This is a genomic window from Mycobacterium angelicum (assembly GCF_002086155.1).
In the GTDB taxonomy this organism is placed as follows: domain Bacteria; phylum Actinomycetota; class Actinomycetes; order Mycobacteriales; family Mycobacteriaceae; genus Mycobacterium; species Mycobacterium angelicum.
Genome location: NZ_MVHE01000037.1, coordinates 1 through 23,284 on the forward strand (window position 1 = coordinate 1; position 23,284 = coordinate 23,284).

Genomic DNA, 23,284 nt, shown 5'->3' on the forward strand with positions numbered 1-23,284 from the left:
CGGCGGGGCCGGCGCAGCCGGCGCACCCGGCCAGGCCGGCGGCAACGGCGGAGCGGCCGGACTCATCGGCGTCGGCGGCGCCGGCGGGGCCGGCGGCAGCGGCCTGGGCGGGTACGGCACCGGCGGGACGGGCGGCAACGGCGGAGCGGCCGGACTCATCGGCAACGGCGGCACCGGGGGCGTCGGCGGGCCCGGCATGGCCGGCGGCACCGGCGGAAACGGCGGGCAACTGTTCGGCAACGGCGGCGACGGCGGCCAGGGCGGAACCGGCCAACTCGGCAATCCTGCGCAAGGAATCAACAGCATTGACCCGGGCCAAGGCGGCAACGGCGGCAACTCCTACCTGTTGGGCAACGGCGGCAACGGTGGCCAAGGCGGCACCGGCTGGGCCGGGGCAAACGGCGTCAACCCGACCGTGACCGCCACAAACGCGTCCGGTGCCAACGGCAATTCCTACGGCGGCCCGGGAAACGGCGTCACGCAGCCGCCCTACAGCGGCGGCGACGGCACCTCAGGGGTCGCCGGCGGAACCAACATCAACGGCGGCGCCGGCGGAGCGGGCGGAAGCGTGTACTCGGCCCAGAACGGTCCCCACGGCGGAAACGGCGGCAATGGCGCCAGTGGCGCCAACGGCGGCAACGGCGGTGCGGGCGGTTATGCAGAGGGGACTGACACGAGCGCCGAAGCCTATGGCGGCAACGGCGGCAACGGCGGCAACGCGGTGGCCAGCGGCGGTGCCGGCGGCAATGGCGGCGGCGGCGGCTCGGCCAACGCCCCTGACTTCGGCTTTGCCTACTCGGGCAATGGCGGACATGGCGGAAACGGTGCCACCGGGGCCGCGGCCGGTGACGGCGGAAATGGCGGTGCCGGCGGCAATGGCGGCAATGCCGGACAGATCTTCGGCACCGGCGGTCACGGCGGCACCGGTGGAACGGGCGGAGCCGGGGGGGCCGGCGCCTCGGGCGGACCCGGCGGTTCCGGCGGCGCGGCCGGCAATGCGCACGGCGGCCTGTCCGCCCAGGGCTTCCCCGACGGCGGCAACCGCGACTCCGGGGGCGACGGCGGTCAGGGCGGTGCGGGGGGTAATAGCGGCAATGGCGGCAACGGCGGCGTGGGTGGCAACGGTGGCAACGGCGCGAAATTCATCGGAATCGGCGGTGACGGCGGCGACGCCGGAGCGGGCGGCGCCGGCGGGCCCGGCGCTGCCGGGGGTGCCGGAGGTGCGGGCGGCAACGGCGGCGATGCCACCGGGGGCGTTGACTTGGGCGGTGATGGCGGTACCGGCGGCAACGGCGGGGCCGGTGGCAATGGCGGTAACGGCGGGCATAGCGGACCCAACGGAGGAGCCGGCGGACAGGGCGGAATCCTCGGAAGTACGGGCAACGCGGGCGGTACGGCCGGCGGCGGGACCGGAGGCGCGAGTGGTAGCGGCGGCGGCTATGGCGCCGGTGGTGCAGGCGGCGCCGGCCTCCTCGGAACGGGCGGCAGAAATGGCACCAACGGCGGGGACGGCGCGCAAGGACTCAATGGTTAGCCGTGTCTCCCCGAATTGAGGGCAGCCAGAGGCCTAGGCCTGCAACCGGTTTGGCATCAGTGGAGATATCACCGCCGGACAATACGTGGCGATCGCGACGATGGTGAACGCCGCCGCGACATCGCGCGACATGCCGCTGTTTTCCGACATCTTGGCGGTGATGGACTCGAACGTCCAACCCTGCTGAACCACCATCGGACAGACCGAACGTCCCAGCGCCATCGTGCTCGCCGGCTGGCTGTAGGAGATTCCGGCGTTGTTCAACGCGTTCAGGAAGGCGTTACCCATCATGTCGGCGTGTATGGGGGCCGCCATCGTCGCCGAGAGACCGAACACACCGGCGATCAGCGTCAGCAGGGCGCCCGCCTGCCGGCCCGCTTGCCGGTTCCGTGTCTCACCGTCTGCCTGTGCCGTCATCGCTCGTTTCTCATCTGTCCGCTGTTGCACTCAGGCCACAAATTCACCGTGGACAACAGTGGTCAACGAGAGTCACGTCGACAACACAGTGCGGTAAAGATTTGCGCTCTAACGCGTTTCTCGATCAGAGCAACCGCGCAGCCTGGACTATCGCGGCGCCTGCCGTGTCCCCCGATTGGCGGACACGGGGTCCAGACCGACTGGGGGACAGCGTTTTCCTCCTGTCAAAAGCTGGTTGTGGGATACAGCGCAGTCGCGATCCGCCTAAGAATTGGTCTCGAAGCGGAGAACGGCAAGACCCGGATCCGCTCACCCGGTCCAAAAGGAAGTGAGGTGACAGTTGTCCCACGATCTCCTGTTCTGTGAGAGCGAGGCCCCATTCGCGGCCCCGGCGTTCCGCGCCGGTGATGCCACCGAGTGACGTGCCCCCTCACCCGTAGGCATCGGCGGGGGTCCCACCACCTCCCCCCCAAGTCTGGGACCCCCGCCGAATTCCAAGGGCATTCAGGTACTCCACCGAGTGACCCGGCCCACGAGTGAGACAACCGCCCTCAACAAAACCTCGGCGGGGGTCTCAGACCTCCCAATCCCCCCCTTAACGGGATCCTCGCCGAACCTTTCCAGCGGGGTCTCATCGGTGTCCCCCCTCCCCCCCTTCCCGATGAGATCCCGCTGGAATTCTTTTGTGTAATGGTTTCCCCGTCCGGGCTCCGACTAAGTAGCGTGAAGCCCATGTCCGACGTCGCCGGCCCCGGCACCACACAACTGGTGGGTCCAGATTGGTCGCATTGGCCCGCACGTGTTTTGGGCCATGCCGACCCGCTGACAATCGGGCACCACGCAGGCACTCACCGCATCATCTCCCCCGAACAGACCTGGCTGGCCGTGCAGCCGCTGCTGGAGCCGGCCGGCATTACCCGGGTCGCCGATCTGACCTGGCTCGACGATCTCGGCATCCCGACCGTGCAGGCGGTGCGGCCGGCCTCGCTGACATTGTCGGTGAGTCAGGGTAAAGCCACGACCTATCGCGCCGCCCAGGTATCGGCCGTCATGGAATCGCTGGAAAACTGGCACGTCGAGAACATCACTCCCGACTTATGGTCCACGGCGACAACCGATCTCAGCTCGGCACTCACCTACGACCCGGCCGATCTCAGTCGTCCGACCGGAAGCTTCTACCACCCCGGCGCCAAGCTGGACTGGATGATCGCGACAACGTTGCTGACCGGACGCCAAACGTGGGTGCCCTGGCTTGCCGTGGTGGTCAACATTTCGGTCGCCGACCATTGGGGGCCGCCGATGTTCGGCATGGACACGACCGGATTGGCCTCGGGGAACAGCTATCACGAAGCGGCCCTGCATGCGCTGTACGAGATCATGGAACGCCACGCCATGGCCAGCGCCAACCCCGAATCGAACCTATTCGCAGTACCCCTCGACGATGTGCGCCGCTCCGACTGCGGCGAGCTGGCCGATATGGTGTATCAGGCCGGAAGCGAACTGCAAATCGCCCGCATCGATGCCTGGGACGGCTTCTATTGTTTTGCCGCGGAACTCACCTCGCCGATGACGCAGATCCCGTTCAGCGGCAGCGGCCTGCATCATGACCCCAATGTGGCTCTGTCCCGGGCGATTACCGAAGCCGCACAGTCTCGCCTGACCGCGATCAGCGGCGCGCGGGAAGACCTGCCCTCGGCCATCTATCAACGATTCGCCCGGGTCCACACCTACGGCCCCGCCCGCCGATCCATGCAGGAGATGCCCGTCGCCGACCGAACACCGTGGCACACCGACTACAGCGACTCGCTGCCCGACCTCACTGCCGCGGCGGCGACCGCGGTGACCGCCCGGGCAGGGACCGAACCGATCGCGGTGGTGTGCGACTTCCCGCAGGCAAACGTTCCGGTGGTGAAAGTCATCGCCCCCTGTCTGTCCGCGTCGATCATTTCACCGATGCGCACCCCGTTGCAGGAGCACGCATGACCGCCGGCGCGCGCGTTGTCGTCACGGCAGGACCGACGATCGGTGCCGGAGATATTCACGCGGTGCTGCCCAACGCCGAAGTGGTGCCACCGATTTCATTCGGTGACGCCTTCGGCTATGGACTGCGGCGCGGCGACACGCTGCTCATTGTCGACGGGCTTTTCTTCCAGCACGCCTCGGTTCGCCATAAGGAGCTGCTGACTCTGCTGGACGACGGCATCCGAGTGGTCGGTTCATCGAGCATGGGGGCATTGCGGGCCGCGGAGCTGCATCCGTTCGGCATGGAGGGCTACGGCTGGGTCTTCGAGGGGTACCGAGACGGAGTTCTGGAGGCCGACGACGAGGTCGGCATGGTGCATGGTGATCCTGAAGACGGGTACCCGGTATTCGTCGATGCGCTGGTCAACATACGCCAGACGGCGGCCCGCGCGGTTGAAACCGGTGTGTTGTCTGCCGCTTTGGCGGATCGGCTCATCGAAACCGCCCGCGGCACCACCTTTACGATGCGCACCTGGGATCGGCTGCTCGACGCCGTCGGCGTACCGGAAGGCAAAAGCGTCGCAAAGCAATTGAAGTCGCTGCGAGTCGACATCAAGCATGCCGACGCCCTGCTGGCGCTCAACGAGATCGTGCGGGGTCAACGAGACATCGCAGTTCGGCCCACCCCACCGCCGACCGTGTGGTCGCAGCGCTGGCGGCAGCGGTGGGCACCGCCGACACCCGTCGCGGTGGCCGGCGACGACGGCGGCGAGTCGGTGGTGGATATCCTCGACGTCGATGTGCTTGCACTGCTGAGCATTTGCGCAGACGATCGGTGGGCTTACCTGCCCGCCCTCGAGCAGGTCGCTGCCTGGTACTGGAACCTGACGCACCCCGGCGAAGGCGGCAGCGTTCGCGAGCGCGCTTCTCGTGCCGTCAGCGAGGTCGCGGCCGACAGCTACGAGCGTGCACTGGAGTTGATCGCGCACCGATACGCACTGGACTCCGGCTTCATCGATGAGTCCGGCTTTCCCGAGTCGGTCAGTTCGCACTGGCTCACCGCCGAGGAGAAGGAAACTCTGGGCGACGACCCGATTGCGGTCTCGGCGCTGCTCACCACCCGCACACTGTTCTTCGCCCGATCGCTACCGGCCATCCAGCACTTCCTCGAGCTGTTGCGCGAGGACCCGCGGCTGCCCGAATGGCGGGCGCTGGCGGCGCGCGCTTTGGCGGCGCGCGACGAATTAGCCCGTCAGAAGCCACATTTGAACCTGCGCCGGCCCGACCCGGCGCAGCTCAAGATCCTCTTCAGCAAACGCTGGGAAACCCCGGTGGACCGCATCGAACTGGCCCGGCGCGGCCTGATGTCCGAAGACTCCTTCTACAACGCGGCTTCGCTGTTCGCCGTAGCCGCCGCCGACGACAAGCTGCCGTCGCTCTCCGTAGGCGTGCTGGGCGCACCCAGTTAGGCCCCGGCTGGACCGGCTGAGCCCGCTCGGCGTCCAGGCTCCGCGTGTGCATCCAGGGCGCGACAACGGGCCGCGTCCCGCCCTAGGTGCACACTGAAAACTCCCTGCTCACAATCGATCTCGAATCGCCACTGCCGTCGGGTGTCCACCGATTGGGGGAGGTGAGAATTCATCCTCAGGTCCGCTATTAGTGGGACAGCCGCCCCTCTGGCGGCGGCGAATGATGAACCGTGCGCTCCGACAGGCAGGGGAAGGAGGTGATCACACATGTCACACGAACTCTTGTTCACCGAGCACGAGACAACCTACGGGCTCTGCGTCGTCCCCGTGGTGTACTGCTCAGACGGCTTCGTCGAGTAGCCCCGAGACGCGCACATCCACCTCGGTGAAGATCCCCGCCGGCTCCCTGTTCTCGCCAATCGTCAAGTCCCGCAACCAAGGAACTCAAAACTCATGCTGGAACGTTGCGGCCCCCGCGGGAATGTGTTGCCCGGCCCCGATTGGTCGCACTGGCCCGAGCGCTCACTGGCCGGCGGGGATCCGACCACGATCAGCCACCGCGAAGGAACCTACCGTGTCATCTCTCCGGACCAGACGTGGTCTGCGGTACTGCCTTTGCTAGAACCTGCCGGTATCACCCGGGTCGCCGACCTTACCTGGTTGGACGACATCGGAATTCCGACGGTACAGGCGGTGCGCCCGGCTTCGCTGACGTTGTCGGTGAGCCAGGGCAAGGCAATCACCTACCGGGCGGCACAAGTCTCCGCGGTAATGGAGTCGCTGGAAAACTGGCACGTCGAAAGCGTTATGCCCGATTTGATGGCAACGGCCACAATCGATCTCGCGCCCGCGCTGACCTACGATCCACAACAGCTGCGCCGTCCGGCCGCGAGCGTCTACCACCCCACCACCAAGCTGCACTGGACGTTGGCGACGACATTGCTCACCGGCCGTCGGACCTGGGTGCCGTGGGAGGTGGTACTGGTCAATGTTTCGGTGCGCGACGCGTGGGGCCCACCGCTGTTTGCCATGGACACAACGGGGTTGGCTTCGGGCAACAGCTATTACGAGGCGGCCCTGCACGCCCTGTACGAAATCATGGAGCGCCATGCCATGGCCGTCGCCGAACCGGGAACGACTCTGTTCGAGGTGCCGCTCGACGACGCCGCCGGCTCCGGCTGCGCCGAGCTGGTCGACATGATCCACCGGGCCGGCAGCCGACTGCGCGTCGTCCGGATTGACGCCTGGGACGGCTTCTACTGCTTCTCTGCGACCCTGAGCTCTCCTACCATCGAAATCCCGTTCAGCGGCAACGGCTTACACCACGACCCCAACGTGGCACTGTCGCGCGCGATCACCGAAGCCGCACAGTCGCGCCTGACCGCGATCAGCGGGGCCCGCGAAGACCTCCCGAGTCTGCTTTATCAACGAATGGGCAGGCTGCACGGCTTCGCCGCGTTACAGCGGTCGACAACGCAACTTCCCATTGCGGAGCCCACCGTGTGGAACGTGGAAGCCAACGACTCGCTCAAAGACTTGGTGGCCTCGGCCGCGACGGCCGTGGCGACTCAAGCCAGTACCGAACCGCTCGCCGTGGTGTGCGACTTCGCCGGTGCCTGCATTCCGGTCGTGAAAGTCATCGCACCGGGTCTGCTGTCCTCGCCGGTATCGCCGACTCGCGTTCCGCTGGATCAGCCGGCCTAGCCCAGCCCGGAACGGGTCGCAGGTCCCGAATATGGCCCGCTGATTAGGCCGATACGCACAGCACCGCAACCGTTTTCGAGATGCTGAGGCCAAAGCCTCCAACTCGACTGTGGCACTAAACACACCGACGCGGCCCTTTCCGACCCGTGTTTACGTGTGTTAGGTTTCCAATTGGTAGTCACTTGACTACCAAATTGGCTCAGAATCATTGCTTGCCCCGTACTACCCACTACCGGCTCAGGCCCAATCCTGCGCCGGATCTGACTGACCCGGAAGGAGGTGATCAGATGGCCCACGAACTGTTGTTCTCCGAGCAGGAAACCGCCTTTGGCTTCTACACGCTGTCAGCCGACAGCATGACTGAGTGAGCGCACCGGCGCGCTGGACCACGATCCCAGCGGGGGTCTCGATTGCCCGTTCCACGAGACCCCTGCTGGTCCAGCGTGAAATATCGACTGCGACAACGTATTTCGTCTGCGGATACTGCGGCCGTCGCGGCCGCGTGACGAGCTATCCGACCCGCTGCACCCCGGCAACATTCCGCTTGCCGCGGCGCAACACCAGCCAGCGGCCGTGCAGGAAGTCCGACGGCTGGGGCGTCCATTCTTCGTTGTCGACGCGAGTGTTGTTGACCGATACCCCACCCTCGGCAATTGTGCGCCGCGCCGCCCCCCGGCCGGCCGACAGCCCGGTGGCCACCAGCAGATCCACAATCCCTTCCGGCTCACCGGGTTTGAGTTCGGCAACCGCCGTCTCACGCAATGCCGCGGACAGCGTCGCCTCATCAAGGCGGTCCAGCTCGCCGCGCCCGAAGAGCGCCCGACTGGCGTGCTCGACGGCTTCGGTGGCCGCCTCGCCGTGCACCAACACGGTGAGCTCGGCCGCCAGCCGCCGCTGTGCGGCGCGTTGCTGCGGCCGCTCTGCGGTGGCCTGTTCCAGCTCGGTGAGTTCCTCGGCCGACAGGAAGGTGAACCACCGCAGGTAGCGGATCACGTCGGCATCGGCGGTGTTGACGAAGTATTGGTACCAGGCGTAGGGACTGGTCATCTGTGGGTCCAGCCACAGGCTGCCGCCGCCGGTGGACTTGCCGAACTTGGTGCCATCGGCGGCCGTAACCAATGGGACGGTCAGCGCATGCACTGCGGCACCGAGCTTTTGGCGCACCAGGCGAACCCCGGCGATGATGTTGCCCCACTGATCGGAGCCGCCGATCTGCAGTACGCAGCCGTGCCGTCGGTGCAGTTCGACGTAGTCGTTGGCCTGCAACAGCATGTAGCTGAATTCTGTGTAGGAGATCCCGTCGCCGTCGAGGCGCCGCCGGATGGTGTCGCGATCCAGCATCACGTTGACCGAGAAGTGCTTACCGATATCGCGCAGGAACTCGATGGCCGACATGGCGGCCGTCCACTCGAGGTTGTTCTCGACGATCGCGCCCGTCGGCGAGTCCCCAGAATCCGAGAAGTCGACGAAGCGCTCCAGCTGACCGCGAATGCGCTCGGTCCATTCGGCGACGGTGTCGGCCGCATTGAGGCTGCGCTCGCCGACCTCACGCGGGTCGCCGATCATGCCGGTGGCCCCGCCGGCGAGCACGATGGGCCGATGGCCGGCGCGCTGAAAGCGCCGCAAAGCCAGCAGCGGCACCAGATGTCCGGCATGCAGGCTCGCCGCGGTGGGGTCGAACCCGGCGTACACCGTCATCGCCCCGCGCTGGGCTTCGGCGGCCAGCGCGTCGAGGTCGGTGGACTGCGCGATGAGCTCGCGCCAGGTCAGCTCGTCGAGGATTCCAGAAGAGTTCGCGGACATCGCGCAAGACTCTAGTCGCTGGCGCCCGGGGCCGGTGCGCGCGGACTTCGCCGGTAGGCCGACACCTCGGGCCGTCCCGCAAGCCATAACCGCCAGGGCCGGTCGGCGGCCTGGCTGACCCCGACGCGCGGACCCGACGTCGCCGTCAGTGGATCCTGCAGCCTCAGCCTTACCGGACTGTTCCGATCGAACAAATCAATCCCGTTGTCGGCCATGGTGATTCCCAACGCCGAGCACAGATTCCCCGGACCGCGCGCCAGCGCCGCGGTTCGCACCAACTCACCGCGGCGCGAGCGCGCCACCTCGAAACCGTCCTCGATCGCGCAGGCCCGCAGCAGCACCGCCGCCGCCGTGCCGTCTGGTCCGCACGCGACGTTGGCGCACACGTGGATGCCGTGGCTGCGGTAGGTGTACATCCGGCCCGGCGGCCCGAACATGACGGCGTTGCGCACGCTGGGACCTCGGTAGGAGTGTGCGGCCGCGTCCGGCCAGGGCCCGTCGGGCACTCCCCCGTACGCTTCGACCTCGACCACGACGGCGCGCACGCCCCGCCCGGTGAGAGTGGCACCGAGCAGCCGGTACGCCGCCGCAACCGGGTCCACCACCAGTTCCTCAGCCCCCACCGGACAGATTCTGCCTCCTCTTGACAGAGCCACCGACCGGGCGGATATTCATCGCATGATGAGTTCATCGAACGGTGAATTATCGGCCCGGTCTTCAGAGGCGGCTGTCAGCATCAAGCACCTGAAGGTGATTCGGGGCAAACACTCGGCGATACACGACTTGTCGGTGGAAATCGGCACCGGCAGCATCACCGGCCTGCTCGGGCCGTCGGGCTGCGGCAAGACGACGCTGATGCGCAGCATCGTCGGCACTCAGATCATCGCTTCGGGCAGCGTCACCGTGCTGGGTCAGCGGGCCGGCTCCGCGGTCCTGCGGCGGCGGGTCGGCTACGTGCCGCAGGACCCGACCATCTACAGCGATCTGCGGGTCATCGACAATGTTCGCTACATCGCGTCGCTGTATGGCTTCGACAGCCACGCCGCCGATGACGCCGTAGACCGGGTGGGGCTGGCCGATCAACGAATATCGTTCTGCGCCAACCTGTCTGGCGGTCAGCGCACCCGGGTGTCGCTGGCCTGCGCGTTGGTCTGCCACCCCGCCCTGCTGGTGCTGGACGAGCCGACGGTGGGCCTGGATCCGGTGCTGCGCGTCGATCTGTGGCGACAGTTCACCGAACTCGCCCGCGGCGGCACCACGCTGCTGGTGTCCAGCCACGTGATGGACGAAGCCGACCATTGCGCTGACCTGCTGCTCATGCGCGAAGGCCACCTGGTCGCCCACACCACCCCGACTCAACTACGAGAGGACACGTCATGCACGTCACTCGAGGAGGCGTTTCTGTCCATCATCCGACGCAGCACCGAGCGCCGGGCCGGGTAGGACTCAAGCCGTATGCGGCCACCACGACGCGAATTCTGCGCCAGCTGGCCGTCGATCACCGCAGCGTCGCGATGATTCTCGTGGTGCCCGTGCTGGTTATCACGTTGATGTACTTCATGTTTGAGAACGCTCCGCACCGCCCGGGCACACCGACGCCGTTCAACAATGCGTGCCTGATTCTGCTCGGCCTTTTCCCGTTGTTCGTGATGTTCATCATCACCTCGATCACGATGCAGCGCGAACGCGCCTCGGGGACGCTGGAGCGCATCCTGACCACTCCGCTGCGGCGCCTCGATTTGCTGGCGGCCTACGGGACCGCGTTCTCGGTGGCGGCGGCGGCGCAAGCCAGTGTGGCCTGTCTGGTTTCGTTCTGGTTGCTGGGCTTCACCACCGCGGGCAGTCCGATGTGGGTGTTCGTGATAGCGATCGCCAACGCGATCCTGGGGGTGGGCCTGGGCTTGTTGTTCAGCGCGTTTGCCCGTACCGAGTTTCAGGCGGTGCAGTTCATCCCGCTGGTGATGGTGCCGCAGCTGCTGTTGGCCGGGGTGATCGTGCCGCGGCCGGCGATGCCAGACTGGCTGGAATGGATCAGCAACGTGATGCCGGCCAGCTATGCGCTAGAAGCCCTGCAGCAAGTGGGTTCACACGCCGAGCTGACCTATGTCGCGGTACGCGACATAGTGATCGTGCTGGCGTTCGCGATCGCGGCACTGGGGTTGGCTGCTGCGACGTTGCGGCGACGGACTGCCTAGTGGCGATCGCAAGCGCGGCGCAGCCGCGCGCTGCGGGTCGCCACCCAAAGGCAACAGTGGCGATCGCAAGCGCGGCGCAGCCGCGCGCCGCGGGTCGCCACGGGAAAGCACAAGTGGCGATCGCAAGCGCGGCGCAGCCGCGCGCTGCGGGTCGCCACGGGGGGGCCCAGTGACGACTGCCAATGCGCGGCGCCGGCGGCCCGGCCGCCCCGCCGGAAACTCCGACACCCGGGAACGCATCCTGGCTAGCGCTCGAGAACTCTTCGCGCACAACGGTATTGATCGCACCTCGATCCGCGCGGTCGCGGCCAAGGCCGGTGTGGATGCCGCCCTGGTACACCACTACTTCGGCACCAAGCAGCAATTGTTCGCCGCCGCGATCCACCTTCCGTTAGACCCGATGGACGTGCTCGTTCCCATGCGGGAAACGCCCGTGGAGGAACTCGGCTACAAACTGCCGTCGCTGTTGCTGCCGCTATGGGATTCGGAACTGGGCGCCGGGCTGATCGCCACGCTGCGATCGCTGATCTCAGGCTCCGAGGTCAGTTTGGCGCGCTCGTTTCTGCAGGAAGTGATCAGTGTGGAAGTGGGTTCACGGGTCGACGACCCACCGGGGTCGGGCATGATCCGGACGCAGTTCGTGGCGTCGCAGTTGATGGGTGTGGTCATGGCGCGCTACATCGTCAAGATCGAGCCGTTCGCATCGCTGCCCGCCGAACAGATCGCGCAGACCATCGCACCGAACTTGCAGCGCTATCTCACTGGCGATCTGCCGGGCCTGTCGCCGTGAGCCGTGCGTGCTCGTCGTCGTCGACGTCGCGCGCCTCATCGACCAGCAGCACCGGGATACCGTCTTCGATGCGGTAGAGGCGCCGCAGCCGCGGGTTGTAGAGGGCTCTACCGCCGGAACCGTCGTCGACCAGCAAGAGCGGACCCCGGTCGGCCGGGCACACCAGGATGCCCAGCAGTGTCTCGTCAAGCATCGGCGGACTTCGGCTTGCCGCTCAGCTCGGTGCGCACCGCCGGCGTCAGCCGCCGGAACTCCTTGCTGGCCGAGTCGAAGTACCACGCGTGGCGGCCCGCCTTGGGGATGCCGGCCGCCCGCAGGGCGCTGACGGTGGGCCGGAAGGTGGCGCTCAGCGTCAGTTGCGGCACCACGTGCACCAGGTCGGGCCCCAGCCCCACCGGCATGGTGGCAATGGCCTCGGTCAGGTCGGCGGCGGTGATCGTGGATCCCGGACACAACGTCAGCGCGGAAACCGCCATCTGCTCGCCCTTGACCGAGACGCCGTAGGTGACCGCCAGGTCGACGCCATTGATCAGGCCGAGCGCATCGTTGACCGGCTCGGCGTAGACCATTCCGCGCGCGGTGCGCACCTCCGAGCCGCGCCGGCCCGCCAGCCAGTAGTCACCGTCCTCGTCGCGGTGGAACAGGTATTCGGTGGATATCCAGGTGTCGGCCGGGGCGAAGACGCCGCGTTTGACCGATGCCGAGGGGTCGATCGGGCCCCGGGACTGCGCGAGCAGCACCCCGATCTGGTTGACGTCGGCGACCTGGACGAAGCCGCGGTCGTTCTCCAGGATCAGGTCGTGTTCGGCGTCGTAGGCGCCGAGTTCGACGCGTCCGGCGCCGGGCAGCGGACGGCCCTTGCTGCCGACCTTGGCGCCCGACACGTTGGCCAGCACGGCCTGCCCGTCGGTGGTGGCGAAGAATTCGACGACGTGCGCCGGGGCGAACGCGTCGACGACCCGCTCCCAGAGCCCCGTCGGCATGCCCGAGCCGATGAACAGCCGCACGGGGTGGTTGCCGTGCAGCGCGAACGCCGGATCGTCGACCACGTCTCGCAGCATCGCCCAGGTGTAGCTGACGACGGTGACGCCGTACTGGCGAACCTCGGAGACGAACCGGTCGGGCCGCAGCCCGCGGGACAGCGCGATCCGGGTACCGCCAACTACCGCACCACCCAGGCTGACCAGCAGCGCGGACTCGTGGTGCAGCGGCGTCAAGCAGTACACGGTGTCTCTGCGGTCCAAGGCGGCCGTCGAGGCGGTGCCGAACGCCGACAACGCCCACCGGTAGTTGGTGATCTGCTTGGCAACCAGCTCGCCGCCGACCGCGCTGAACGCGATGAAGGCCAGGTCGCGGGCCAGTCCCGGGTTTTGCCGGTACCAGGCGGGCAGTTCCACGGCGTCGGGGTCGATCTGTTCCATGTCGACGACGTCGGCGTCCTCGGGCAGGTCCAGGTCGCGCGACTCACCACCACCCAGCACCAGCACCTGTCCGGTCAGCTGGTGTGCCCCGGCCAGGACCGCGGCCAGGTTGGTGGGGTCGGCCAGGATCTCGGTCGCACCGCCGAGGCGGACCTGGGCGGACAGGTCGACGTCGTTGCGCATCAACACCGCAACGGCTCCCAGCCGCGACAGTGCCGCGATGGCGACCAGCGCACTGGGCCGCGTTTCCATCAGCACGCCCACCTTGTCGCCCTGGCGCACGCCCACGTCGATCAGGCCACGCACGACGTTGTTGATGCGCCGGTTGACGGCCTCATAGGTGTGCACGCGGCCGTCGAACAACAGGAATTCGCCCTGGGGGGCGTCGTGTGCCTGCTCGTCGATGATGCGGCCGAGTGAGATGCGGGTGTGGTCGTTGAGTTGTCCCAGCCGGGCCAGGCGTGGCAGGGTGCGGACCGTCTCGACGGCCAGGGTGCGCATGGATTTGTTGGCGGTGACGACGGCATCTGCGGCGCCGCGGGCCAGCGCCAGCGCCGCCTCGGACACCTCGCCGAAACCGTGCGCGATGCGGGAGCTGAACGCGACACCGCTGTCGGTGTGTTCGGCCGGCTGCTCGACCATCAGGGCGATGTTCCCCGGCTTGTCGCCATCGGCCGAGACCCAACGCACCCATTCCGCGACGGTCGGCCAGCTCTCTTTGGCGGCCCGCGATCCCACGACCAGGCCGAAATGCCCTGTGCGGATGAGGTATTCGTAGACCTCGGCGTTGGGCGCAGCCCGCCGGATGCCGCGCACCGACGCCGGCTGACCGATGTCGTCGACCTCGCCGACGAAAGCCAGGACCGGACAGGTGATATCGGTGAGCGTCACCATCTGACCGTTGATGGCGAAACCACCGGTCATCATGCGGTTGTGCGCGATGAACTGCTTGAGCAGCTCCGAGATCGCCGGCCCCGACCAGGCGATCCACCCTTCGCGTTCCAGGAATCTGCGCTGCTGTTCGCGCGGCAGTAGGGCCTCGCGATCGTGCAACTGGCGCACGAAGTCGATGCGGGCCTGCGCCGTCTTGATCGGATCCATCATCTGAAAACCGGCGCGCGCCAACCAACTTGGAATGTTCAACCGGTTGAACACGTGGTCGGCCATGAAATCGGCGATGCTGGGGGCGAGGTTGGCCGGGATTCCCATGGGCAGCGCGGCCAGGGTGTCCACCGGGGAACCGAACGCGACGATGCTGGCGAGGTTCTTGGAGCGCCGGTAGGCCGCAACCTGATAGCACCACATCCCGCCCTGCGAGTAGCCGACGAGATGCACGTCCTGGCCGGTGGTGTCCTTGACCGTGTCGATGGCCTGACTGAGCGCGACGATGTGGTCGGCCAGGTTGCGTCGCATGCCGCCCTCGACCTTGTCGGGTGAGCCGAAGTCGATTACCCAGGGATCCAGCCCGTTGGCGTGCAGGATCCCGACGGCGCCGTCCTCGCGGGTGACGTCCCACATGTCGGCCGACATCATCATCGGGTGCACCATCAGCACCGGCGGGCCGACCGGCGGCTGCCCCGGTCGGTTGTCGGGTGGAAAGTACCGTCTCAGCTTGTACATCGGCACGCTCTCCACGGTCTGAGACGGCGACGGGACGCTGCCGGTTTCCAGGCCCCCTAATCGCAGGACTTCCAAACCGTTCTGGGCGGTGGCCACCAGTCGCTCGACCGGGCGTGTAACCATCGACAAATTGAGATCCACGAAGACTCCTGAATGCTCCCTGACTAGCCCTTGACCAGCCCTAACCAGCTTCGACATCATGGCACATCGCGCGCGCCGCGTGCTTTGGCCTCGTAGTTTGCCCGCGCGGGCCGCTATTTGCCGCGTGTCAGGTTGGGCGTCTGAGAGGTTGGGGTACCTCGAATTCGCCTGCCGGGGAAAAGCATTACCGCGGCCGGCGGCTGCGGTGTCCAGATCCTGTTGAGCAGCAACATTTCTGCAGGTAAGACGCGGACGCGGGGCACCAGCGGCCGCTTTGGCCGCCCGGTTCAACGAGGTTCGACGGGTAATGCGTTTTTTAGCGTGGAGCCGTCAACGTATGTAATACTGCCGCGATGGCCGTGGGGAACCGTGTTGGAGAGTTGTCGTTCAAAGCAATCATGCGCTGGGGTCCGGCGATTCAGCAGCGCCTTTACCCCGTCGCCACCAAGCTTTTCGCCAAATCAGGCGAGCTGCTGTTGCTCAACAACGGTTACGAAGAGGACCCGCCGATGGGTCTGCCGCTTGACCCGGAGGACGAGTCCAGCCGGTACCAGATCCAGCTCTACCACGTCACCGCAAACCAGGTTGACCTCAAAGGCAAACGGGTCCTGGAGGTCGGATGCGGCCACGGCGGTGGGGCGTCCTACATCATGCGCAAGCTGGGACCGAAGTCCTACACCGGACTTGACCTGAACCCGTCGGGCATCGAGTACTGCCGGGAGCGACTCAACATCCCGAACCTGCATTTCGTGCAAGGCCACGCCGAGCAGTTGCCGTTCCCGGACGAGTCCTTCGACGCGGTGATCAATATCGAGTCGTCGCACTGCTACCCGAATTTCCGCGGGTTCCTCTCCGAAGTGGTACGCGTGCTCACTCCGGGCGGACACTTCCTCTACTCCGATTCCCAACCGCCGATCGGCATCGAGGCATGGGAGGCCGCGCTGGCCGATGCCCCGTGGAAGATGATCTCGCAGCGGGTCATCAGTGACGACGTAGCCCGCGGCTTCCACAAGAATGCGTTTCACTTGCAGGACGTCGTCGACTCCCGCACGCCACCGTTCCTGCGTTCGGTGGTCCGCAAGAGGCTGCATGAGGGCATCGAGAGCAACTGCAGCGCACTGGAAAGCGGCGCACTCTCCTACCGGCTGTACTGCTTCGAAAAGGAATGAGACAACTGCGGCCCGCCGCACGGGCCGCAGTGTCGCAACGATAGCGTCAGCCCGTGGCGCACCTGCTCGGAGCCGAGGCGGTACATCTTGCGTATCCGACTCAGGTGGTATTCGAATCGGTCACGCTTGGCGTCAATGACGGCGCGCGCGTGGGCATCGTCGGCCGGAACGGCGACGGCAAGTCCAGCCTGCTGGGGCTGCTGACCGGCCAGCTGCAACCCGATTCCGGCCGGGTGACCCAGCGCACCGGCTTGCGCGTGAGCGCATTGAGTCAGGCCGATACCCTCGACCCCGATCGCACAGTCGGTGCGACTCTGGTCGGCGACCAACCCGAACACCAGTGGGCCGGCGATCCGCGGGTGCGCGACGTGGTCGGCGGCCTCGTGGCCGATATTGCTTGGAACACAACGATTTCCACGCTCAGCGGCGGTCAACGGCGGCGGGTGCAGCTGGCCCGGCTGCTGATCGGCGAATGGGATGTGATCGCCCTCGACGAGCCCACCAACCACCTCGACATCGAAGGCATCACCTGGCTGGCGGCACATCTCAAACAACGCTGGGCCCGCAACACCGGTGGCCTGCTGGTGGTCACCCACGACCGCTGGTTCCTCGACGAGGTCGCCACCACCACCTGGGAGGTGCATGACGGAATCGTCGAGCCCTTCGAAGGCGGCTACGCGGCGTACGTCCTGCAGCGCGTCGAACGGGACCGGCTGGCCGCTGTCGCCGAGGTCAAGCGGCAGAACCTGATGCGCAAGGAGCTGGCCTGGTTGCGCCGCGGCGCGCCGGCGCGGACCTCCAAGCCCAAATTCCGCATTGAGGCCGCCAACCAGCTGATCGCCGATGTGCCGCCGCTGCGCAACACCGTCGAGCTCGCCAAACTGGCCACCGCCCGGCTCGGTAAGGACGTCATCGATCTGCTTGACGTGTCGGTGTCCTTCGGCGGGCGCCCAGTGCTGCGCGAAATCGAATGGCGCATCGCCCCCGGCGAACGCACCGGCATCGTCGGCGCCAACGGGGCCGGCAAGTCCACCCTGCTCGGGCTGATCGCCGGCACCATCTCGCCCGACTCGGGGCGGGTCAAGCGCGGCAAGACCGTCCAGCTGGCCGTGCTCGATCAGCGCGGCGACAAGCTCGAGGCGCTGGCTGGCGACCGGATTGCCGACGTCCTCGGCAGGTTGCGTGGCGGTTATGAGGTCGAAGGACGTGAGGTCACCCCGGCCCAGCTGCTGGAGCGACTCGGCTTCGCCCGCGGCCAGCTGTCGGCGCGGGTGGGCGAGCTCTCCGGCGGGCAACGCCGGCGGCTGCAACTCATGCTGACGCTGTTGTCCGAGCCCAATGTGCTGCTGCTGGACGAGCCCACCAATGACGTAGACACCGACATGCTGACCGCCACCGAAGACCTGCTGGACTCCTGGGCCGGGACGCTGATCGTCGTCTCGCACGACCGCTACCTGCTCGAACGCGTCACCGATCAGCAGTACGCGATTCTGGACGGCCGGCTGCGGCATCTGCCCGGCGGCATCGACGAATACCTGCGGCTGGCCGCCAAACCCGTCGCCAAGCCGGCTGACGCGCGCGCGGCCAAACCGCCGGCCCCAGCCCCTGCGCAGGCGCTGACGGGTGCGCAGCGGCGCGCCGCCGAGAAGGAACTGGCCGCCATCGACCGCCAGCTCACCCGGCTGGCGGACCGCATCGCGGCCCAACACGATGAGCTCGCCAAGCACGACCAGTCCGACCATGTCGGCATCACCCGGCTGAGCCAGGAGTTGCGCGCCCTGGAAGACGAGGTCGCCACGCTGGAAGCGAACTGGCTCGAGCTATCGGAGGTACTGGAATGAGCGGTTATGCGACCGTGCCGTACCGGCCCGGCGAAGCGCTGCTGGCGCTGTATCGGCGCCGCGGTCCGGTGATCAACTCCGGGCTAGGCGGCCACGGCTACACCTATCTGCTCGGAGCCGAGGCGAACAAGTTCGTGTTCGCCAACGCCGATGCGTTCAGTTGGCGGGAAACATTCGAGAGTCTGGCGATCGCCGACGGCCCGACCGCGCTGATCGTCAGTGACGGCGACGACCACCGGCGCCGGCGCAGCGTGGTGGCGCCGGGGCTGCGTCACCGCCAGATCCAGGACTACGTGCAGACCATGGTGGCCAATATCGACGCCGTCCTCGACGCCTGGCGGCCCGGCCAGCGGCTGGACATCTACCAGGAGTTCCGCTCCGCGGTGCGGCGCAGTACGGCCGAGTCGCTGTTCGGCCAGCGCCTGGCCGCCCACTCGGACTTCCTGGGCGAAAACCTGCAGCCGCTGCTGAACTTGACCCACCAGCTGCCCCAGGTGATGCGGCTACAGCAGCGACTCAACTCCCCCGCCTGGCGCCGGGCGATGGCGGCCCGCGAGCGCATCGACCGCCTGGTCGACGCCCAGATCGCCGCCGCCCGGGCACAACCCAATCCCGACGACCACATGATGACCATGCTGCTCGACGGCCGGGGCGACGAAGGTTATGCGTTGAGCGACAACGAGATTCGCGATCAGATCATTTCGATGATCACCGCGGGTTATGAGACCACCAGCGGCGCGCTGGCCTGGGCGGCCTACACGCTGCTGACCCTGCCGGGCGCCTGGGACGCCGCCGCCGAGGAGGTAGCGCGGCTGCTCGGCGGCAGGCCGCCCACGGCCGGCGACCTGAACAAGCTGAGCTACCTCAATGGCGTTGTGCACGAAACACTTCGGTTGTACTCCCCCGGCGTGATCTCGGCACGCCGGGTGATGCGAGATCTCAGCTTCGACGGGCACCGCATCCGGGCCGGGCGGCTGCTGGTCTTCAGCGCTTACGTCACCCATCGGCTCCCCGAAACATGGTCCGCGCCAACCGAATTCCGTCCGCAACGGTGGGATCCCGAGTCGCCGGATTACCGCAAACCGGCGCCGCATGAGTTCATCCCGTTCAGCGGCGGGTTGCACCGGTGTATCGGAGCGGCCATGGCCACCACCGAAATGACCGTGATGCTCGCCCGGCTGGTCGCCAGGACATCACTGCGGTTGCCCGCTCAGCGGATTCGGGCCGGGCACCTGGCCGCGCTGTGCCCTCGACCGGGTTTGACTGTCGAAGTCAGTGACTCAGTGCCAGCGCAATAGCACCAGTTCGGCGCAGAATCCGGGCCCCATGGCCAGCATCAGCCCCGGGCTGTCACTGGGCGGCCGCTTTTCGATGGTGTCGCGCAGGATGTGCAGCACCGAAGCCGACGACAGGTTGGAGATCTCGCCGAGCGAACGCCAGGTCAGCTCCAGTGCTTCCGGCGGTAGCTCCAGACTGGTGGCGATCGCGTTGATGACCTTCGGACCACCCGGGTGGCTCACCCAGGCGCTGATGTCGTCCCTGCTCAACTGGTGCGTCGCCAGGAATGCGTCGACGTCTTCGGCAAGGTGCCGCTCGATCAGGGTAGTGAGATCGGGCGAGAGCCGCAGCCGCAACCCGTGGGTGCCCACATCCCAGCCCATGATGTGCAGGGAATCGGGGTACAGGCTGCTGCGCGAATCGACGATGTCGGGCCCAGCTGAGCGCATCCGCTCGGCGCGCTGGTCGCCGACGGCAACTACCGCGGCCGCGCCGTCGCCGAACAGCGCGGTCCCGACCAGTCCGGACACCGTGGGCTTGACCGCCGGGTAGGTCAGCGAGCAGAGCTCTACGGCTACCAGCACCGCGACGCCGTCCGGCGCGCCACGCAGGTAGTCGTGCAGCCGGGCCACTCCGGCTGCCCCGGCGACGCAGCCCAGGCCGAACAGCGGCATCCGGCGCACGTCGGGGCGCAGACCGATCCGTCCGGCGATCCGGGCGTCAAGCGACGGCACGGCGACACCGGTGACCGTCGTGGTGATGATCATGTCGATATCCGACGGCTGCAGCCCGGCCTCGTCCAATGCGCCCATGAGGGCTTCGATGCCGAGATCGACCGCCTTGTCGATGAAGATTTCGTTCGCATCGCCGAAGTCGGTGAGCGAGGCATATCGCTCCAGCGGCAGAACGAGGTGACGACTGTTGACCCGCGCGGCGGCGTGCAGGCGCCGGACGATGTCCTCGTGCTCTTTGAGGCCAGGGAATTCGACCAGCGCATCGGTCACCTCGGCCTGGCTGTAGCGGTGCGACGGCAATGCTCCGAACACACCCGCAATGACGCTCATTTCCCTACCCCTCCCGGTCACTTAGGCCGGCCCCCGATTCGTACCCCTTAAAGTCCGCAGTTTAGATGGGCTCGGACGGTTCCCGCTAAAGAACGCGGCTATTCAACACCTGTCGCATTTAGCGGTGCGCCTCAGCGTAATTGCGCCGCGCCGCCCGTATTTCGTCAGTTAATGTCAATTTTCGTCATCTGCATTGGGATCCGGATTAAGCGCCATTTCGATTAACGCTTCCGGGCTCAACGAGTCGATGACGTCGTCGCTGACGGTCGGATCAGGCGCGACTCCACCTGACTGCCCGGCCAGCAGCAATAGTTTGTCCAGCAGCCCGGTGCGCCGAAGCTCCTGGATGGGAATGTTTCGCAGCATCGCCCACATATTCTCGTCGTCAGATGCCGGAGGCGGACTGCCGGAAAGTTGATAACCGAGGTGGGCGGCTAAAGCCGCGGGGGTCGGATAGTCAAAGATCAGCGTGCGCGATAACACCAACCCCGTCGCCGTGGTCAGACGGTTGCGCAATTCCACACCGGTCATTGACCCGAAACCGAGTTCTTCGAAAGCGCGCTCGGGATCGATGTTCCGGCTGTCCGGGTGACCCAAGACGATCGCCGCGTGCCCACACACCAGTTCCACCAGCTTGCGGCGTTGTTCTGCCGCTGGCAGGTCCGCCAGGGTTGCCAGGGTTGCGGATGCGCTGTCCGCCTGATCCGCGCGCGTGCCGCCAAGCCAATAGCGCTGCCGGGCGAATCCGTAGGTCGGCAGGTCGACCCGGTGGGCGCCCATCCCGGCGAATGCCTGGGGCCAATTCACATTCACACCCGCGGTGAACAACCGACCCAGCGCGGAGAGCAGGGACTCGGCGGTCAACCCGGCATCCGGACCCACCTCGACGAACACATTGGCGCCCAGTGATTCAGCTGTCGCCTTGTCCGACACCAGTTCGATTCGCGGTTCCGATTCCGGCAGCTGAGCCGGCGTCGGCAAAAACTCGTCCTTACCTTGAGTCAGCACCGTCGCGGCTTCGGGCAGCGACAGCACGCCGGCTATGTAGGCCGCGGCAACCTCGCCGACCGACTGACCGAGCACCACCTCGGGCGTGACGCCCCATTCTCTCAACAGCGTTGCCAATGCCACCTCCACCGCGAACACCGCGGGCCGGGTGAATTCCGCGCTCTGTAGTAGCTCGGCATCGGTACCCCAGATAACCTGCCGCAGCGGCACTCTCAGCTGTGCATCCAACGCGTCGGCGACTTCGTCGAAGGCCGCCGCGAACGCCGGAAACCGTTGATACAGCTGATGACCCACCCCCGGCCACTGCCAACCGTGTCCGGCAAACACGAACGCAATCTTGCGGCTCGGCTGGCTCGGCTGGTCGGGGGCGTGATCGGCACCGGCCAATTCGGCCAAGCCGGCCGACAACTGAGCACGCGTGGCGCCGACCACGACGGCGCGGTGCTCGAACGCCGACCGCGTGCTCGCCAAAGTCCAGCCCACATCGAGTGCGCTCAACCGGTGGTCCGCTTCGATCCATGCCAGCAACCGCTGCGCCTGGTTGACCAGCGCCGCACTCGACCGCGCCGACAATACCCACGGCACGGCGACCGAATCATATTCCGCCACAGCGCTTTTAGCCGTACCAGGGGCCTGCTGCAAGATCACATGGGCATTGGTGCCGCCCATCCCGAATGAGGACACCCCGGCCCGCCGTGGCTGCGCCTCGGGCCAGGGCGTTAGCGCCGCGTTGACGCGCAGGCCAAAGCTTTCCACGTCGGTGCTGGGACTGACATAGTTGAGACTTGCTGGGATCAAACCGTTTTCGAGCGCTAGAACCGCCTTGAGTAAGCCCGCGATGCCCGCGGCCGCGCCGGCGTTGCCGATGTTGGTTGCCACCGAGCCCACCGCCGCCGGACGCTGGCTCCGCTCGGCGAAGATCTCACCGAGCGCCGCGGCCTCGATCGGGTCACCGACTTGGGTGCCCGTTCCGTGCGCTTCGACATAGTCGATCTGGTTGTGGTCCACGCCCGCGCTGGACAGCGCCTGGCGGATGATCTCGGCCTCCGCGGCGGCCGAGGGCACGGTCAGCCCGGGCGCGCTGTGCCCGGCGTTGCCCAGCGCGCTGCCCAGAATTACTGCGTGGATTCGGTTTCCGTCAGCCACGGCGGCCGGTAAGGGCTTGAGGAGAACAACGCCACCGCCTTCGCCGCGCACGTAGCCGTCGGCGCGTTCATCGAATGCGTAGGTGTGGCCCAGCACCGACAGCGCACCGGATTCGCTTTCCAGCATGTCGATTTCGGGCGCCAGGTTGAGCTGGATGCCACCGGCGATCGCCAGCTCCGCTGCGCCGGCCCGCAGGCTTTCGCAGGCGAGGTGTACCGCCGCGAGGGATGACGATTGCGCGGAGTCGACGACCATGCTGACCCCGCGCAGACCGAAGGCATACGACACCCGGTTGGCGATCATCGCCCGATTGCTGCCCGCGAAGGAGTGATGGTCAAGGGTGTCTGCGGCATCACGCAGCGTCAGGAAGGCGTAGTCGTCGTTCATCGCGCCCAGGTACACCGCGACCTGCCTGCCGCGTACGTCTTGCGGCACAACGAATGCGTCTTCGAACAACTCCCAGGTCAGCTCCAGCGCCAGGCGCTGGCGGGGGTCCATCGCGCAGGCCTCGCGCGGCGAGAGGTTGAAGAAGCCGGCGTCGAAGTCGGCGAGGTTGTCGATAGAGCCGGTGGCTTCGCGCCCGTCGCGCAGCAGCTGCCAGAAGTCGCGCGGGTTGGCGGCCCCGGGAAACCTGCATGCCAATCCGATGATGGCGATATCCGTCGGTTGCAAACCACCCTCCACTCGTGAGGCACTGATTCGCATGGTACGAACCCCGAGCC

At 66.8% G+C, this 23,284-nt stretch carries 18 protein-coding genes; 11 read left to right on the forward strand and 7 right to left on the reverse strand.

What is annotated here, in order from left to right; translation table 11 throughout:
• Window positions 1-1,534 (forward strand): PE family protein (locus BST12_RS32890; protein WP_211281307.1); only part of this gene is annotated, 1,534 nt, incomplete at its 5' end.
• 33 nt (window positions 1,535-1,567) lie between these two features.
• On the opposite strand, the gene BST12_RS19125 is transcribed toward BST12_RS32890, so the two are convergent.
• The gene (locus BST12_RS19125; RefSeq protein ID WP_083114736.1) at window positions 1,568-1,951 is read right to left on the reverse strand and encodes a DUF732 domain-containing protein; all 384 of its coding nucleotides are present in this window, start codon (window positions 1,949-1,951) and stop codon (window positions 1,568-1,570) included.
• 732 nt (window positions 1,952-2,683) lie between these two features.
• Here BST12_RS19125 and BST12_RS19130 point away from each other — a divergent pair.
• The 4 genes from BST12_RS19130 (at window position 2,684) to BST12_RS32090 (ending at window position 7,454) form a co-directional block, all read left to right on the forward strand.
• Entirely contained in the window at window positions 2,684-3,934 is a 1,251-nt protein-coding gene (locus BST12_RS19130) for a YcaO-like family protein (protein WP_083114709.1), read from the forward strand.
• Window positions 3,931-5,382 (forward strand): TfuA-like protein, encoded by a 1,452-nt coding sequence (locus BST12_RS19135; RefSeq protein ID WP_083114710.1) that lies wholly within the window; start codon window positions 3,931-3,933, stop codon window positions 5,380-5,382. The genes BST12_RS19130 and BST12_RS19135 overlap by 4 nt, the downstream gene beginning before the upstream one ends.
• A 453-nt stretch (window positions 5,383-5,835) precedes the next feature.
• Window positions 5,836-7,086, forward strand: coding sequence for a YcaO-like family protein (locus tag BST12_RS19140; RefSeq protein WP_083114711.1), 1,251 nt, complete (start codon window positions 5,836-5,838; stop codon window positions 7,084-7,086).
• 212 nt (window positions 7,087-7,298) lie between these two features.
• Window positions 7,299-7,454: a hypothetical protein gene (locus BST12_RS32090; RefSeq protein ID WP_170062157.1), complete on the forward strand. Its 156-nt coding sequence runs from the start codon at window positions 7,299-7,301 to the stop codon at window positions 7,452-7,454.
• 142 nt (window positions 7,455-7,596) lie between these two features.
• Here BST12_RS32090 and tyrS read toward each other — a convergent pair whose 3' ends face one another.
• Together tyrS and BST12_RS19150 are read right to left on the reverse strand one after the other, a co-directional pair.
• Window positions 7,597-8,889 carry a tyrosine--tRNA ligase gene (gene tyrS / locus BST12_RS19145; RefSeq protein WP_083114712.1) on the reverse strand — a complete coding sequence of 431 codons (1,293 nt, stop codon included), beginning with the start codon at window positions 8,887-8,889 and terminating at the stop codon, window positions 7,597-7,599.
• 11 nt (window positions 8,890-8,900) lie between these two features.
• Window positions 8,901-9,512 carry a DNA-3-methyladenine glycosylase gene (locus BST12_RS19150; RefSeq protein ID WP_083114713.1) on the reverse strand — a complete coding sequence of 204 codons (612 nt, stop codon included), beginning with the start codon at window positions 9,510-9,512 and terminating at the stop codon, window positions 8,901-8,903.
• 55 nt (window positions 9,513-9,567) lie between these two features.
• On the opposite strand from BST12_RS19150, the gene BST12_RS19155 reads away from it, so the two are divergent.
• The 3 genes from BST12_RS19155 (at window position 9,568) to BST12_RS19165 (ending at window position 11,874) form a co-directional block, all read left to right on the forward strand.
• Window positions 9,568-10,332: an ABC transporter ATP-binding protein gene (locus BST12_RS19155; RefSeq protein WP_083114714.1), complete on the forward strand. Its 765-nt coding sequence runs from the start codon at window positions 9,568-9,570 to the stop codon at window positions 10,330-10,332.
• Window positions 10,266-11,084 (forward strand): ABC transporter permease, encoded by an 819-nt coding sequence (locus BST12_RS19160; RefSeq protein ID WP_211281308.1) that lies wholly within the window; start codon window positions 10,266-10,268, stop codon window positions 11,082-11,084. The genes BST12_RS19155 and BST12_RS19160 overlap by 67 nt, the downstream gene beginning before the upstream one ends.
• A gap of 169 nt (window positions 11,085-11,253) precedes the next feature.
• Entirely contained in the window at window positions 11,254-11,874 is a 621-nt protein-coding gene (locus BST12_RS19165; protein WP_083114716.1) for a TetR/AcrR family transcriptional regulator, read from the forward strand.
• On the opposite strand, the gene BST12_RS19170 is transcribed toward BST12_RS19165, so the two are convergent.
• Complete coding sequence (locus tag BST12_RS19170; RefSeq protein WP_083114717.1) at window positions 11,843-12,067, reverse strand: Trm112 family protein; 225 nt, start codon at window positions 12,065-12,067, stop codon at window positions 11,843-11,845. The genes BST12_RS19165 and BST12_RS19170 overlap by 32 nt on opposite strands.
• On the reverse strand, window positions 12,060-15,113 hold the full coding sequence (locus tag BST12_RS19175) for an acyl-CoA synthetase (RefSeq protein ID WP_139801775.1): 3,054 nt from the start codon (window positions 15,111-15,113) through the stop codon (window positions 12,060-12,062). The genes BST12_RS19170 and BST12_RS19175 overlap by 8 nt, the downstream gene beginning before the upstream one ends.
• Before the next feature lie 341 nt (window positions 15,114-15,454).
• Between BST12_RS19175 and BST12_RS19180 the strand changes: the two genes are divergently transcribed.
• The 3 genes from BST12_RS19180 to BST12_RS19190 are packed head-to-tail and all read left to right on the forward strand — an operon-like array spanning window position 15,455 to window position 19,364.
• Entirely contained in the window at window positions 15,455-16,225 is a 771-nt protein-coding gene (locus BST12_RS19180; protein ID WP_139801777.1) for a phthiotriol/phenolphthiotriol dimycocerosates methyltransferase, read from the forward strand.
• 53 nt (window positions 16,226-16,278) lie between these two features.
• On the forward strand, window positions 16,279-18,066 hold the full coding sequence (locus BST12_RS19185) for an ABC-F family ATP-binding cassette domain-containing protein (protein WP_083114720.1): 1,788 nt from the start codon (window positions 16,279-16,281) through the stop codon (window positions 18,064-18,066).
• Between the two features lie 14 nt (window positions 18,067-18,080).
• Window positions 18,081-19,364: a cytochrome P450 gene (locus BST12_RS19190; RefSeq protein WP_139801778.1), complete on the forward strand. Its 1,284-nt coding sequence runs from the start codon at window positions 18,081-18,083 to the stop codon at window positions 19,362-19,364.
• Here BST12_RS19190 and BST12_RS19195 read toward each other — a convergent pair.
• Together BST12_RS19195 and BST12_RS19200 are read right to left on the reverse strand one after the other, a co-directional pair.
• Entirely contained in the window at window positions 19,347-20,408 is a 1,062-nt protein-coding gene (locus tag BST12_RS19195; protein WP_083114722.1) for a type III polyketide synthase, read from the reverse strand. The two genes, BST12_RS19190 and BST12_RS19195, sit on opposite strands and share 18 nt — an antisense overlap.
• A gap of 174 nt (window positions 20,409-20,582) precedes the next feature.
• Window positions 20,583-23,234, reverse strand: coding sequence for a type I polyketide synthase (locus BST12_RS19200; protein WP_139801779.1), 2,652 nt, complete (start codon window positions 23,232-23,234; stop codon window positions 20,583-20,585).
• Window positions 23,235-23,284: the final 50 nt, after the last annotated feature.

Coding starts and splice junctions, on each gene's coding strand:
- BST12_RS19170 (WP_083114717.1), bottom strand. CDS start 12,067: ATGCTTGACGAGACACTGCTGGGCATCCTGGTGTGCCCGGCCGACCGG.
- BST12_RS19180 (WP_139801777.1), top strand. CDS start 15,455: ATGCGCTGGGGTCCGGCGATTCAGCAGCGCCTTTACCCCGTCGCCACC.
- BST12_RS19125 (WP_083114736.1), bottom strand. CDS start 1,951: ATGACGGCACAGGCAGACGGTGAGACACGGAACCGGCAAGCGGGCCGG.
- BST12_RS19195 (WP_083114722.1), bottom strand. CDS start 20,408: ATGAGCGTCATTGCGGGTGTGTTCGGAGCATTGCCGTCGCACCGCTAC.
- BST12_RS19155 (WP_083114714.1), top strand. CDS start 9,568: ATGATGAGTTCATCGAACGGTGAATTATCGGCCCGGTCTTCAGAGGCG.
- BST12_RS19175 (WP_139801775.1), bottom strand. CDS start 15,113: ATGTCGAAGCTGGTTAGGGCTGGTCAAGGGCTAGTCAGGGAGCATTCA.
- BST12_RS19140 (WP_083114711.1), top strand. CDS start 5,836: ATGCTGGAACGTTGCGGCCCCCGCGGGAATGTGTTGCCCGGCCCCGAT.
- tyrS (WP_083114712.1), bottom strand. CDS start 8,889: ATGTCCGCGAACTCTTCTGGAATCCTCGACGAGCTGACCTGGCGCGAG.
- BST12_RS19130 (WP_083114709.1), top strand. CDS start 2,684: ATGTCCGACGTCGCCGGCCCCGGCACCACACAACTGGTGGGTCCAGAT.
- BST12_RS19135 (WP_083114710.1), top strand. CDS start 3,931: ATGACCGCCGGCGCGCGCGTTGTCGTCACGGCAGGACCGACGATCGGT.
- BST12_RS19160 (WP_211281308.1), top strand. CDS start 10,266: ATGCACGTCACTCGAGGAGGCGTTTCTGTCCATCATCCGACGCAGCAC.